This is a genomic window from Saccharothrix deserti (assembly GCF_009769385.1).
GTDB lineage: Bacteria > Actinomycetota > Actinomycetes > Mycobacteriales > Pseudonocardiaceae > Actinosynnema > Actinosynnema deserti.
The window spans coordinates 60,723-74,625 of sequence record NZ_VKAB01000023.1 but is presented as its reverse complement, the minus strand read 5'-3'; the positions used below and the strand labels follow the sequence as shown (position 1 = coordinate 74,625).

Annotated in this window: 13 protein-coding genes; 4 read left to right on the top strand and 9 right to left on the bottom strand. The window is 68.8% G+C overall.

Annotation, left to right across the window (positions count from 1 at the left end; translation table 11 throughout):
* Window positions 1-14 precede the first annotated feature (14 nt).
* From FM051_RS31770 to FM051_RS31750, 5 genes are all read right to left on the bottom strand, one after another.
* The gene (locus FM051_RS31770; protein ID WP_158849848.1) at window positions 15-1,154 is read right to left on the bottom strand and encodes a mechanosensitive ion channel family protein; all 1,140 of its coding nucleotides are present in this window, start codon (window positions 1,152-1,154) and stop codon (window positions 15-17) included.
* Between the two features lie 152 nt (window positions 1,155-1,306).
* Complete coding sequence (locus tag FM051_RS31765) at window positions 1,307-1,480, bottom strand: hypothetical protein (RefSeq protein WP_158849846.1); 174 nt, start codon at window positions 1,478-1,480, stop codon at window positions 1,307-1,309.
* Window positions 1,481-1,724: 244 nt separating this feature from the next.
* Window positions 1,725-3,056, bottom strand: a complete 1,332-nt coding sequence (locus tag FM051_RS31760) for a DUF4153 domain-containing protein (RefSeq protein ID WP_158849844.1) — start codon at window positions 3,054-3,056, stop codon at window positions 1,725-1,727.
* Window positions 3,057-3,246: 190 nt separating this feature from the next.
* Window positions 3,247-4,287, bottom strand: coding sequence for a HAMP domain-containing sensor histidine kinase (locus FM051_RS31755; RefSeq protein WP_158849842.1), 1,041 nt, complete (start codon window positions 4,285-4,287; stop codon window positions 3,247-3,249).
* A complete protein-coding gene (locus FM051_RS31750; RefSeq protein WP_158849840.1) occupies window positions 4,284-4,958 on the bottom strand; it encodes a response regulator transcription factor in 675 nt (224 codons plus the stop codon). The genes FM051_RS31755 and FM051_RS31750 overlap by 4 nt, the downstream gene beginning before the upstream one ends.
* Before the next feature lie 182 nt (window positions 4,959-5,140).
* On the opposite strand from FM051_RS31750, the gene recD2 reads away from it, so the two are divergent.
* Entirely contained in the window at window positions 5,141-7,306 is a 2,166-nt protein-coding gene (recD2, locus tag FM051_RS31745) for an SF1B family DNA helicase RecD2 (RefSeq protein WP_158849838.1), read from the top strand.
* 2 nt (window positions 7,307-7,308) lie between these two features.
* Here the strand turns inward: recD2 and FM051_RS31740 are convergent, their stop codons facing one another.
* A complete protein-coding gene (locus FM051_RS31740; protein ID WP_158849836.1) occupies window positions 7,309-7,524 on the bottom strand; it encodes a hypothetical protein in 216 nt (71 codons plus the stop codon).
* Window positions 7,525-7,654: 130 nt separating this feature from the next.
* Here FM051_RS31740 and FM051_RS31735 point away from each other — a divergent pair, with 130 nt between their 5' ends.
* Both FM051_RS31735 and FM051_RS31730 read left to right on the top strand, forming a co-directional pair.
* Entirely contained in the window at window positions 7,655-8,512 is an 858-nt protein-coding gene (locus FM051_RS31735) for a helix-turn-helix domain-containing protein (protein WP_238412798.1), read from the top strand.
* A 19-nt stretch (window positions 8,513-8,531) separates the two neighbouring features.
* Entirely contained in the window at window positions 8,532-8,720 is a 189-nt protein-coding gene (locus FM051_RS31730; RefSeq protein WP_158849832.1) for a DUF397 domain-containing protein, read from the top strand.
* On the opposite strand, the gene FM051_RS31725 is transcribed toward FM051_RS31730, so the two are convergent.
* Together FM051_RS31725 and FM051_RS31720 are read right to left on the bottom strand one after the other, a co-directional pair.
* On the bottom strand, window positions 8,717-9,559 hold the full coding sequence (locus tag FM051_RS31725; protein WP_158849830.1) for a MerR family transcriptional regulator: 843 nt from the start codon (window positions 9,557-9,559) through the stop codon (window positions 8,717-8,719). The two genes, FM051_RS31730 and FM051_RS31725, sit on opposite strands and share 4 nt — an antisense overlap.
* A 240-nt stretch (window positions 9,560-9,799) precedes the next feature.
* Window positions 9,800-10,042, bottom strand: coding sequence for a DUF2630 family protein (locus tag FM051_RS31720; RefSeq protein ID WP_158849828.1), 243 nt, complete (start codon window positions 10,040-10,042; stop codon window positions 9,800-9,802).
* A 176-nt stretch (window positions 10,043-10,218) separates the two neighbouring features.
* On the opposite strand from FM051_RS31720, the gene FM051_RS31715 reads away from it, so the two are divergent.
* Window positions 10,219-11,967, top strand: a complete 1,749-nt coding sequence (locus FM051_RS31715) for a M14 family zinc carboxypeptidase (RefSeq protein ID WP_238412797.1) — start codon at window positions 10,219-10,221, stop codon at window positions 11,965-11,967.
* Between the two features lie 215 nt (window positions 11,968-12,182).
* On the opposite strand, the gene FM051_RS31710 is transcribed toward FM051_RS31715, so the two are convergent.
* Window positions 12,183-13,808 (bottom strand): glycosyl hydrolase family 18 protein, encoded by a 1,626-nt coding sequence (locus tag FM051_RS31710; protein ID WP_158849826.1) that lies wholly within the window; start codon window positions 13,806-13,808, stop codon window positions 12,183-12,185.
* Window positions 13,809-13,903: the final 95 nt, after the last annotated feature.

Genomic DNA, 13,903 nt, shown 5'->3' with positions numbered 1-13,903 from the left:
GACGGACGGGGAGGTCAGCGCGGTTGCACGGGCTGGTCGGGGCCGCTGAACGCCTGCACGCGCTCCTCGCCGTCCGCGCTCTCGCCGAACACGCGGTTGTCGGACGACCCGTTCGCCGGCTGAACCGGCGCCTGACCGTTGGCGCGGGGCAGGTCGCGCACCCGCACCTGCGGCAGCGCGCCGGGGTGCCGCGCCCGCAGCCAGCCGACCAGGTGCTCGCGCGCCACGCACCGCAGGTCCCACAGCCGCCCGGCGTCCGACGCGCTCACCAGCGCCCGGACCCGCACGAACGACCCGACCGCGTCCGTCACCTGCAGCACGCACACCCGGCCGTCCCACAGGTCGCTGGCTTCGAGGGCGTGCCGCAGCTCCTGCCGCAGTTCCTCCACCGGCACCGTCCAGTCGAGGTCCATCTCCACCGTGCCCAGCAGCGCCGACTGGGTCCGCGTCCAGTTCTCGAACGGCGTCTTCAGGAAGTAGGCGGTGGGCAGGATCAGGCGCCGGTCGTCCCACAGGTGCACGACCACGTAGGTGAGGGTGATGTCCTCGATCCGGCCCCACTGGTTCTCCACGACCACCACGTCGTCCAGCCTGAGCGCGTCGCTGAACGCGATCTGCACGCCCGCGAACACGTTGCCCAGCAACGACTGCGCCGCCAACGCGGCGATGGCGCCGATGACACCGGCCGACGCCAGCAGGCTCGTCCCGGCCGCACGCGCGCTGGGGAACGTCATCAGCACCGCGGCTGCCGCCAGCACGCTCACCACGACCACGGTGACCCGCCTGACCAGCGTGATCTGCGTGTGCACGCGGCGGGCGTGCCGGTTGTCCGAGACGTCGACCCGGATGCGCGCCAACGTCGCGTCCTCGATCACGACCAGCAGTGCGGCGAGCAGCCACGCGCCGGCGAGGATCAGCGCTATACCCGTCACGTGCAGCGCGACCGGTCGCCACTCGCCGCGCGCCGCCACACCCAACGAGAACTGCACGGCCACCAGCACGGCCATGACCAGCGCGGGCCGGTAGGCGTGTCGGGCGAGCCCGGCGAACAGCGCCGACCGGCGGCCGATGCGGCGGACGACCCGGTGGACCAGCGTGACGGCGAGCAGCGCGACCAGCAGCGAGCCGGTGAACGTGATGACGGCTGCGACCACGGACGGGCACCTCCTCGTGCGCGGGGGACGTTCCAGGTTCCGTACCCACGAACGGCCTGCTTCAGCCCTGTTCCTCCGCACCACCGGCCAATTGCGACATTCCCCACTGGCCCGCCGTCCCCCACCCACCACCCGAACCCGCAGGTGGAGTACTAGCCCAAGCGGCGGAGGACGGCCGAGGCGAAGTTCTTCCCGACCGTGAGCGCGTCCGGTCCGGGCGTGCCCGTGCCGAAGTTGGTCGCGAAGATCCGGAAGGACTGACCAGGGCCGGTCGCGACCAGGATCGAGTACGTGGTTTTGTCGCCGCGTGAGACCGTGCCGAGCAACGCCCGGCGTCCGTCGATCTCGCTGACGGTGAGGTGCTGGGCGTCGTCGACGAAGACGTCACCGGGTTCGCGGGTTGGTCAGGCGCACCGCAAGCGGCAACGCCCACCAGCAGGACAGACAAGAGCAGCCGGAGCATGTGACGCAACGTATCCACGGTCCCGCAGGAGGAGTTGCCGATGGCCCGAACCTGTCACGCGTCGCTTGGCTCCGTCATCCATCTCAGGTCCTTGGTCGCCGACCACGTCACCGCCCGCAAGGGCCGAGTTCGAGGTCGGCGAGCGAGGTCCTGGCGTGCTGCCGGCCGAGGTTCCACTCGCGCCAGTCGTCGGACCCGACGCGGCGGAACTTCAGGGCGCAGGCGCGCAGGTCCGACGGGAGCGAGGCGAGGGCGGGCACGGCGTCGTCGGACAGCGTGCTCAGGTACCAGACGTCGATCTTCCCGGTCTCCTGCCAGCGGTCGATGTTGCGTTCGGCGATGAACCGGTCCGGGTTGATCGCGGCGAGTCCGACGAGGGCGGCGAACCCCGTGCCCACGACGGCGCGGGCCAGCCACCCGGCCTGCAGCCGCACGCCCGCGGCGAGAACCAGCAGGTAGACCAAGCCCAGCCACAGTTCGCACGCCGAGACGAGGACGCGCAGCACGGTGAAGCCGTACGCCTGCTGGTAGAGCCACATGCGGGTGAGGGCGGAGGCGACGATCACCAAAGTGAGCACGCTCAAAGCGCCGAGCAGGCCGCGCAGCCAACGGCGGTCGGTGGGCGAGTCGAGGTGGGCGAGGCGTGCGACGACGGCGATCACGCCGAGGGTGAGCACGGTGACGGCGAGCAGTTGCCAGAAACCGGTGCGCGCGTAGTCGGCGTAGGTGAGGTCGGCGGTGGTGATGACGTGCTCGTCGCCGGCGAAGAGGGTGGAGATCTGCACGCCTACGAAGGTGGCGAAGAGCAGCACCAACGCGCCCACGGGCAGCACCCAGTCACGTCGCGCGACCGTGCGGGGGAGGACGGCTGTCCCGTCGAGGTTCGGTTGTGAGACGAGCAGGTAGCACGCGCCGATCGTGCCCAGGCCCACGGCGAGGAACAGCACGATGGGCTGGCCTGACGATTCGTCCGGGACGACCGAGCCGAGCAGGTTGGCGAACGCCGCGTCCGCCCCGGCGAGCAGGGGGACGAAGACCAGCAGCAGGGCGGCGGTGGCGAGGATCGGACGCGTCATCGGCGGGGCGCCGCGTTCCTTCACGCCTTTTGCCAGCCACGGCACGGCCCTGACCGTCGCGATCGGCACCGCTCCCGCGCCGAACACCATGCCGCGCGCGGTCCGTCCGCCGGCGATCGCGAGTGAACCGGCGGCGCAGCCCGCGATCGCGCAGAGGACGAAGAGCCATTCGGCCGCGACGAACGCGCCGACGGCGAACAGTGCGACCGAGAGGACTGCCCACGCCGGTCTGACTTTGCGCAGGAGTGCGAAGACGAGGGCGGCGGTGAGGGACCAGCCGAGGCCGGGTTCGTCGAGGGGGAGGAGCACGGCCGCCCCGATCCCGGCTGCGGTGCCGGTGAGGAGTACGCGGTTGGGGGTCATCGGGTGTTGCCTCCAGGGCGTGCGCCATCGCCCGCCGAGTGTGCGGCGGTTGGCGGGTGTGTGAGATTGGTGTGATCCGGGTGTTCTGAATGTTGAACTCGGGGTACGCGAACGTAGGACTCTCGCGTCCCGAACGTAGGACTCTCGCGTCCTGGACGTAGGACTCTCGCGGGTGGTGCGGTGGCGCGGATCAGGTCACGGCGGGGCCGGCTGTGGCGGTGGCTGCGGGGATGGTGGCTCGGATTCGGCAGCCTGGGCCGTCGACCACGGCGATGGTGCCGCCGTGCAGGTCGACCACCCACCGCGCGATGTTCAGACCCAAGCCCGTGCCACCGCCGGCGGCCCGTTCACCGCGTGTGAAGCGCTCGAAGACCCGTTCACGGTCCTGCGGCGCGATCCCCGGCCCGTCGTCCGCGACCTCCAGCACCAGATCCGTGCCCACGGAAGCCGAAATCCGCACCTCGCCACCCGCCGGACCGTGTCGGGCGGCGTTGTCCAACAGGTTCGCGACCACCTGCGCCAGCCGCGCCTCATCCGCATAAACCGTTGCCGCAGGCGGCGAAACGTCGACGGTGAACCGCACCCCTCGAGCGGCCACCGAGGCTTCCGCCACGACCTCCTCCAACAACGGCGCCAAAGCGAACTCCGCCCGGTCCAGCCGGTGCGCCCCCGCGTCGATCCGCGACAGGTCCAGCAATTCGGTCACCAGCCGACCCAACCGCTCGGTCTGCGCCAACGCCGTCCGCATCGTCGTCGCATCAGGCTGCGCGACCCCGTCCACGACGTTCTCCAGAACGTTCTGCAAAGCGGTGATCGGTGTCCGCAACTCGTGCGACACGTTCGCGATCAGCTCCCGCCGCTGCTGGTCCGCCGCACTCAGGTCGGCCGCCATCTGGTTGAACGCACCGGCCAGCTCACCGACCTCGTCCCGAGCCGTCGCGCGCACCCGTTGGCTGTAGTCACCGGCCCGCATCGCCCGCACCGCCGCCGTCATCTCCCGCAACGGCCTGGTCATCCCGTGCGCGAGGATCTGCGACGTCACCAGCACGACCGCGATCGTCCCGAACGTCGTGCCCGGCGCCAGCCACCCGATCCGGGACCAGAAGAACGCGAACCCCGCCGCGCACGCCGACACCAGCAGGATCCCGAGCTTCAGCTTGATCGACCGCACCGGGTCCAACGGGCGCGGCAGCAGCTCGACCGTGGTCTCGAACGCCGACCGCAGGCTCACCTGGGCACCTCCAACGCGTAGCCGATGCCGTGCACGGTCCGGATCAGGTCCGTCCCCAACTTCCGCCGCAACGCCTTGATGTGGCTGTCCACGGTCCGCGTCCCGGTCCCGTCGTTCCACCCCCACACCTCGTTCAACAACCGCTCACGCGACTGCACGGCACGCGGCCGTTCGGCCAGGTGCACCAACAGCTCGAACTCGGTCGGCGTCAGGTGCGCCTCCGCCCCACCGCGCGTCACCCGCCGCTCGGCCAGGTCGATCTCCAGGTCCGCAACGGTGATCCGGGCCGCCGCGGCCGACGCCGCCCGCTCCACCCGCCGCAACAACGCGTGCACCCGAGCGGCCAACTCGCGGATCGAGAACGGCTTGGTCAGGTAGTCGTCCGCCCCGACCGCGAGCCCCACGAGCAGGTCCGTCTCGTCGCCACGCGCGGTCAGCATGAGCACCGGCACCGGACGGCTGGCCTGGATCCGCCGGCACACCTCCAGCCCGTCGAACCCCGGCAGCAGCACGTCCAGCACCACGAGGTCAGGCCGGGTGTCCCTGGCCCGTGCGACGGCGGACGGACCGTCGTGCGCCAACTCCACCTCGAACCCCTCGGCGCGCAACCGCGCGGCCACCGACTCGGCGATGGTCAGGTCGTCCTCGACCACCAGAACCCGACGTGTCATGCGACCGACTCTATGTGCGAGCCGTGGAGGTGACCGGCGCGACTTGTGAACGTCCTGTGGAGACCGGGGATGAGGGAAACCGGGCCTCCGCAGCCGCCGCGCGGCCGGACGGGCGAATCTGGGAGCGCTCCCAGTCGTCACCTGCGTAGCTGGTAGTCGGTGGGGCGTCCTAGGGTTACCCGGTGGCTGATGCGGTCCTGGAAGCGGTGCTGGAGCGGATCACGTTCGCCAACGAGGAGACCGGCTACACGGTCGCCCGCGTCGACACCGGGCGTGGTGGGGACTTGATCACGGTGGTCGGGTCGCTGCTCGGCGCGCAGCCCGGCGAGTCGATCCGGATGCGCGGGCGGTGGGGTTCGCACCCGCAGTACGGCAAGCAGTTCCACGTGGACGACTACACGACCGTGCTGCCGGCCACCATCCAGGGCATCCGCCGTTACCTCGGCTCGGGCCTGATCAAGGGCATCGGGCCGGTGCTGGCCGACCGGATCGTCACCCATTTCGGTGTCGACGCGCTGGACGTCATCGAACACGAACCGCAACGCCTGATCGAGGTGCCCAAGCTCGGCCCCAAGCGCACCAAGATGATCGCCGCCGCGTGGGAGGAGCAGAAGGCCATCAAGGAGGTCATGGTCTTCCTCCAGGGCGTCGGCGTGTCGACGTCGTTGGCCGTGCGCATCTACAAGCAGTACAGCGACAAGGCGATCGACGTCGTCCGCGAGGAGCCCTACCGCCTGGCGAACGACGTCTGGGGCATCGGGTTCCGCACCGCCGACGTGATCGCGAAGGCCGTCGGCATCCCCCACGACAGCCCGCAACGGGTGAAGGCCGGGCTCCAGTTCACGCTGTCCGAGGCCACCGGCGACGGCAACTGCTACCTGCCCGAGAACGAGCTCATCGGTGACGCGATCAAGATCCTCCAGGTCGACGCGGGCCTGGTCATCGAGTGCCTGGCCGAGCTGGTCGCGGAGGAGGGCGTGGTCCGCGAGATCATGCCGGACGGCGAGCCCGGCATCTACCTGGTCGCGTTCCACCGGGCCGAGATCTCGCTGGCCAACCAGCTGTTGCGGCTGCTCAGGACCGGGGACGAGCGGATGCCCGCGTTCCAGAAGGTCGACTGGGAGCGCGCGTTCGCGTGGCTCGGCGCGTCACTGGAGGACAAGCAGCGCGACGCGGTTCGGCTGGCCCTGACCAGCAAGGTCGCCGTGCTCACGGGTGGTCCGGGGTGCGGCAAGAGCTTCACCGTGCGGTCGATCGTGAAGCTGGCCGTGGCCAAGGGGGCGAAGGTCGTGCTGGCCGCGCCCACCGGCCGGGCGGCCAAGCGGCTGACCGAGCTGACCGGTCACGAGGCCCGCACCGTGCACCGGTTGCTGGAGCTGAAGCCCGGCGGTGACGCCGCCTACGACCGCGACCGGCCGCTCGACGCGGACCTCGTCGTGGTGGACGAGGCGTCCATGCTCGACCTGCTGCTGGCGAACAAGCTGGTGAAGGCCGTCGCGCCCGGCGCGCACCTGCTGTTGGTCGGTGACGTCGACCAGCTGCCGTCCGTCGGCGCCGGCGAGGTGCTGCGCGACGTGCTCTCCGAGAAGAGCCCCATCCCGAACGTCCGCCTCACGCACATCTTCCGGCAGGCGCAGCAGTCCGGCGTGGTGACCAACGCGCACCGGATCAACAACGGCGATTACCCGATCGTGCAAGGAATGCCGGACTTCTTCCTCTTCCCGGCGGAGGAGGCGGAGGACGCGGCCACGTTGGTGGTCGACGTCGTGGCCAACCGCATTCCCCGCAAGTTCGGCCTCAAGCCGCGCACGGACGTGCAGGTGCTCGCGCCGATGCACCGGGGACCGGCGGGCGCGGGCGGGTTGAACGCGTTGTTGCAGGAGGCGCTGACACCGTCCAAACAGGACATGCCGGAACGCCGGTTCGGCGGGCGGGTGTTCCGGGTCGGGGACAAGGTCACCCAGATGCGCAACAACTACGACAAGAACGTCTTCAACGGCACGCTCGGTGTGGTGACGGACATCGATCTGGTGGAGCAGAAGCTGACCATCCGGACCGACGAGGACGAGGACGTCGACTACGAGTTCAGTGAGCTGGACGAGTTGACCCACGCGTACGCGATGACGATCCACCGTTCGCAGGGCAGTGAATATCCCTGTGTCGTCATCCCGATCACGACCAGCGCGTGGATGATGCTCCAGCGGAACCTGCTGTACACGGCGGTGACGCGGGCGAAGAAGTTGGTGGTGCTGGTCGGGTCGCGGAAGGCGATCGGGCAGGCGGTCCGCACCGTGGGCGCTGGACGTCGGCACACGGCGCTGGACCACCGGCTGGCTCAGCTGCTCTGAACTCAGCTGCTCTGAAACATGCCCTCGTCCTGTGCCGCCCGTTCGGCCGCTTCGGCGAACATGGTGCGGAAGTCGGCGATCTCGGTGCCTCCGAGCTTGATCACGTGGCCGTTGGTGTCCCAGATCTCCACGATGCCGCCACTGACCGCGATCGAGCACACGGACGGCTCGTTCTTCCGATCCGTGCACCGGATCAGCCACTCCCGCTTGGTTTCCATGGTGTCCCCTTTCGAGTGGTCCGAGGTTCGAGGAGCCGGAATCGGCCCTCGTGGTTGCTAGCCTGGACTTAGTCAGATCTCCATGCAACTGCTACACAGCAATTGACACGATCGGATGATCCCGATGCCCATGACGCCGACTGTCCGGCTCAAGTTCCTGTCGATCTACATGCGCGAGGCGCGCGAGCGGGCGGGTGTCGAACCGAAAGAGGTCGCCAAGCTCCTCGGGCGCGACACGACACGCGTCACGAAGATGGAGAAGGGGCGAGAGGGTCTGACCCCTGGCGACGCCAAGATGCTCCTCGACCGCTACGACGTGCACACCGAGGAGGAGAAGCTTGAGATCATGGAACTGGCCCGGACCCGCTCGCAACGCGGGCGCTGGTCCAACCACCGGGCGATCGTGCCGCTCCAGCAACGCGCCTACCTCGACTTCGAGCAGGACTCGAACGTTGTCCAGCACTACGGCATGGAGATGATCCCCGGCCTGTTGCAGACCGAGGCCTACATGCGGACCACACTGGGGAACCACTTCAAGGTCGACTCACCCGAAGTCATCGAGGACGTCGTGGCCACTCGACTGGAGCGGCAGGAGATCTTGTTCCGCCAGGTGCCCGCGACAGCCGGATTCGTGCTCAGCGAGAGCTGCCTGCGCAGGTCGTTCGGCCGCAACGCGGTCATGCACGAGCAGATGATCCACCTGGACAAGCTCACGCGACGACGGAACATCCGGATCCAGGTTCTTCCCTTCGACGCGCCGGTCAGCGGTGGTGTCCCGTTCAGCTTCACCATCCTGCGGATTCCGGCCCCGACGAGCGCGCCGCCCCTGGAGATGGTCTACGTCGAGAACCTGCACGACGCCGACTACCTCGACGGTGTGCCCGAGGTTGCCGACTACGCCGACCTGTGGAGCAGGCTTACGGCCGATGCGCTGAACCTGGAACAATCGAGGAAGTTCATCCAAGGCGTGGCCGACCATTACGCCTGACCCGAGAGGTGGTCCCCGCATGACTCCGGACTTCTCCGCCGCCACCTTCAAGACCTCCAGCCGCACCGACGGCACCGGAACGTGTGTCGAGGTCGCGGTGGTGCCGGGGTTCGCGGCGGTGCGGGACACGAAGTACCGCGCGGGTGGGCACATCGCCGTCCCCGCGCGGTCGTTCGTGGCGTTCCTGCGTTCGGTCGTCGCCTGCTAACGCATCGGGAACGCGACGTCGCAGACCTCGTCATCAGGCGCCGCGCTGTCGAAGTCGGTGAAGTAGACCTCGCGCGGTGAGTTGGTGATCGCGAAACCGTTGTCCTTGATCCACACGGCTACCGCGTCGTACGCCGACAGGATCTGCGGGAACACCACCTGCGCCTTGGTCAGCCGCACGTAGGCCTCCCGGTGCGCCGGTTCGACCCGCGCCGCCACCCCGCTCGGCGGCCCGTCCACCGCCACCGGGATGCACATCTCCACCGGCCCGTCGCTCTCGTCGTTCACCTCGCCGTGGTAGATCACGAACGTCGGTCCCGACACGCCCCCGTAGGCCTCGGCCGCCTTGGTCAGCCTGTCCGTCGAGTCGTCGATCCACTCCACCAACGCCGGTTCGAGCAGGTGTCGCTGCTCGGTGAGGACCACCTGTTCCGACACTTCACGCTGCTTGACCTCGTACATCTCCAACAACCCCTTCCCTCCGGACAACACGATGCGGAGGTGGGCGGCCAGGCCGCGTTGCACGGCCATCCGGTGCTCGACCTCGGCCCAGTAGTCGGTCACCAGGTCGGCCCGTTCGTCCTCGGGCGCGGCGACGATCTTCGCCACCACGGCGAGCGGCATGTCCAGCCTGCGCAGCAGCGCGACCAGGCGTGCCCCGACCAGCTGCTCCTCCCGGTAACGCCGGTAGCCGTTGTCCGGGCCGATCTCGGCCGGCCGCAGCAGACCCTGGCGCTCGTACAGCCTCAACGCCTTCACCGACAGCCGCGACCGGCGGGCGAACTCGCCGATGCCCAGCAGCCGTGTGCCCGATAGCCGTGCCACCCCCACATCCTCCATGGCGACGACCCTGCGGGCTGCCCCAAGGGACGGGTCAAGGACGGGTCACTCGAACGCCTGCGAAGCCACCGTCGGGGTTGGCAGAATGCGCAGGTCACAGGCGTTATGGGGGAGCATGGGCGACAACGGTCCAAGCCCGCTGACCGGTCTGGTCGGCGCCGAGGCGGCAGCGGCGTTCAAGCGCGGCCGGCTGTAGGAGGGGGTCCGTGCCTGACGGGGTCCGTGCCTGACAGAGGTCGGCTACTGGCGGTAGCCTTCCACGGTGCTGGGATCGCGGGCCTCGGCGGCGTCCGGGTCCATGCCCGCCGCACGGCGTGCCCGGCGTTGGCGCAGCAGGTCCCACGTCTGGTCGAGCGCGACTTCGAGGTCCCGCAGCCGTCGGGCATCACCCTCGCTCAGGCCTTCGCCGATGCGCGAGTTCTCCAACCGGTGCTCTTCCTCCACCAGGTGGGTGATGCGCGCGACTAGTTCTTCGTCCGTCACGACTCCTCCTCCATCCGGACCAAGATCCGGGGTACCTCACGAGTATCCGTCAAAACCCCTGCCTGTGAACGGCGAGGTATGGCCGGATGGCGGGTGTTGCGAGGGGCTCGCGTACCCCATCCTCCGATTCACCCTGCCTAGGAGGAACAACTGTGAAGTCGACCAGACGTTCACTGATGACACTGGTGATAGCCGGTGTCGCGGCGGCCGCGGTGGTCACCGGGGGCACGCCCGGAACCGCCGGTCCCGCACCCGAGGTCGCCGCCGTCCAAGCCGGACCGACCTACGTCTACAAGGTCCACGCGCCGCTCGGCGCCGCCGCCCAGAACCTGCTCGGGCGCGGCTTCGACGTGCTGGAGGACCGGGACGGCGACTACCTGTTCGTGCTCGGTGACGCCGACACCGGCCAAGGCCTCAAGAAGGCCGGTTTCACCGCCGTCATCGACGAGGTGCTGCCCGCGCCCGAGTGGCAGCCGCCCGCCAAGAAGTCGCAGTCGCCGACGTTCGAGGCGGCCGACATCAACGAGACCTACTACGGCGGCTACCGCACGATCAACGCCCACTGGTCGCACCTCGACCTGGTCGGGCAGCAGTACCCGGCACTGACCACTTTGGTCGACTACGGCGACTCGTGGCGCAAGACCCAGGGTTCGGGCGGGTACGACCTGCGCGCCATCTGCATCACCAAGAAGAACGCCGGCGACTGCGCGCTGAACCCGACCGCGCCGAAGCCGCGGTTCTTCGTGATGGGTCAGCTGCACGCCCGCGAGCTGACCACCGGTGACCAGGCGTGGCGCTGGATCGACCACCTGACCACCGGTTACGGCGTCGACGCCGAGGTCACCGCGCTGCTCGACAGCACCGAGGTGTGGGTCGTGCCGATCGCCAACCCGGACGGCGTGAACATCGTGCAGCAGGGCGGCAACTCGCCGCGCTACCAGCGCAAGAACGCCAACACGACGAACGGCTCGAACTGCTCCGGCACGTCGTCGTCGCAGGTCGGCATCGACCTCAACCGCAACACCGACTCACACTGGGGCGGTGCGGGCACGTCGTCCAACCCGTGCGACCAGACGTACAAGGGGCCGTCGGCGAACTCCGAGGTCGAGACGCGGGCGCTGCAGGCGTTGTGGCGCAACCTCTACCGCGACCGCCGTGGGACCGGGGTGACCGACGCCGCGCCGGCCGACACGACCGGTGTCGTGATCTCCATGCACAGCTACTCGAACCTGGTGCTGTTCCCGTGGGGCTGGACCACGTCCTCCAAGGCGGGCAACGACGCGTCGCTGCGCGGGATGGCGGCGGACATGGCGTCGCTGGCCGGTGGCTGGCGGTACGGGCAGCCGGGTGAGGTGCTGTACAACGCGGCCGGTGCGACGGACGACTGGGTGTACGACGACCTGGGCGTGGCGTCGTTCGTGTGGGAGGTCGGGCCGTCGTCCGGCACCTGCTCCGGGTTCTTCCCGACGTACTCGTGCCAGGCGTCGACGTTCTGGCCGAAGGTCAAGCCGATGCTGATGTACGCGGCGAAGAAGTCGGCCAACCCGTACGGCGGCGGTGGCGGCAACCCGCCTTCGGATTGCGCCAAGGCCACCAACGACACCGACGTGGCGATCCCGGACAACGGTGCGGCCGTTTCCAGCACCATCACCATCGCCGGGTGCACGGGCAACGCTTCGTCGTCGTCGCAGGTGGAGGTGCACATCGTGCACACGTACCGGGGTGACCTGGTGATCGACCTGGTCGCGCCGGACGGCACGGCGTACCGGTTGAAGGGGTCGAACAGCGACTCGGCGAACAACATCGACACCACGTACACCGCGAACGTCTCGTCCGAGGCGCGCAACGGTGCGTGGACGCTCCGCGTCCAGGACGTGGCCTCGGCGGACACCGGCTCCATCAACTCGTGGAGCCTGACCGTGTAGTCCCGCCTGAGTGTTGAATTCAGGGCACCTGAACGTAGGACTCTCGCAACGCGAACGTAGGACTCTCGCGAGAGTCCTACGTTCAGACCGCGAGAGTCCTACGTTCAGAGTGCGTGTGTCCTACGTTGGGGACACCCGAATTCAACGTTCAGGACGGCCGAAGGGCCCTGCGGGCAGGTGTCCGCAGGGCCCTTCGTGTGCAGGGTGCGTGAGGGTTACTTCAGGCCGTTGCCCATTGCGGTGATCAGTTCGCCGTTGGTGGTGTCACCGTCGAGGGCCCAGAAGAACGCGCCGCCGAGGCCCTGGGCCTTGGTGTAGCTCATCTTGCCGCCGATGGTGGCCGGGGTGTCGTAGCTCCACCACTGGTTGCCGCAGTACGCGTACGCCGTGCCCGCGACGGTGCCGGTGGCCGGGCACTTGGTCTTCAGGACCTTGTAGTCCTCGATGCCCGCCTCGTACGTGCCCGGCGCCGCGCCGGTCGCCGTGCCGCCCGGAGCGGACTGCGTCACGCCCGTCCAACCGCGTCCGTAGAAGCCGATGCCGAGCAGCAGCTTGGCCGCCGGCACGCCCTTGCCCTTCAGCTTCTGGATCGCCGCGTCGGAGTTGAAGCCGGCCTGCGGGATGCCGGGGTACGACGTCAGCGGCGAGTGCGGCGCCGTCGGGCCCTGGGCGTTGAACGCGCCGAAGTAGTCGTAGGTCATGACGTTGTACCAGTTGAGGTACTGCGCCGCGCCGCCGTAGTCGGCCGCGTCGATCTTGCCGCCGTTCGACCCGTCCGCCGTGATGGCGGCGGTCACCAGGTAGTTCGCGCCGAACCGGTTGCGCAGCGCCTGGGAGAGCGTCTTGAACGAGCTGAAGCCGGTCGTGTCGCAGGTCAGACCGCAGGCGTTCGGGTACTCCCAGTCGATGTCGATGCCGTCGAACACGTCCGCCCAACGCGGGTCCTCGACGAGCCGGTAGCACGACTCGGCGAACGCCGCCGCGTTCTGCGACGCCTGGCCGAAGCCGCCGGACCAGGTCCAACCGCCGAACGACCACAGCACCTTGATGTGCGGGTACATCTTCTTCAGCTTGCGCAGCTGGTTGAACGAACCGCGCAGGGCGCCGGTGTCCCACGTGTCCGCGACGCCGTCGACGGAGTTCGCGGCGGTGTACGCCATGTCGTAGTCGGCGTAGGCGTCACCGATGGTGCACTGGCCGTTCTGCACGTTGCCGAACGCGTAGTTGATGTGCGTCAGCTTCGCGGCCGAACCGCTGGTGTGGATGTTCTTCACGAAGTACTGGCGGCCGTAGACACCCCACTGGGTGAAGTAGCCCAGGTTCTTCCGCGAGCCGACCGGCGGGTTGGTCGTGGTCGTCGTCGGGCCGGTCGTCGTCGGGCCGGTCGTCGTCGTGGTCGTGCTCGTGGTGGTGGTGGACGTGGGGCTGGTCCCACCGGCGTCGCAGGAGGCGCCGTTGAGCTTGCAGTTGGCCGGTCCGCTGAACGTGCCGGAGTAGGTCACGTTGAAGCCGAAGCTCGCCGACCCGCCGACGCCCACGGAGCCGTTCCACGTGTTCTTGACCGTCACGTGCTGGCCGCTGGCGGTGTAGGAGCCGTCCCACAGGGAGCTGATCTTGTGCCCGGCGGGCAGGTCGAACTCCACCGTCCACGACGTCAGGGCGGACGTGCTGCCGTTGCTGATCGTGTACTTGCCCTCGTAGCCGGTGCCCCAGTCCGAGCCCTTGCTGAAGGTGGCCGAAACGCCGCCCGCGCCGCTCGCCGCGGGCGCGACGACCAGCCCCACCACCAACGTGGCTACCGCCACGAACAACGCTGTGACATGCCATCGGATCTTGGACATCGTGCTCCTCGTGCAGGGAAGGAGTGCAGGGTTGAGATCACGATGTGGTTCAGACCACTTCACGGTCAAGGTCTAGACCATTCTCGTCACTCGAA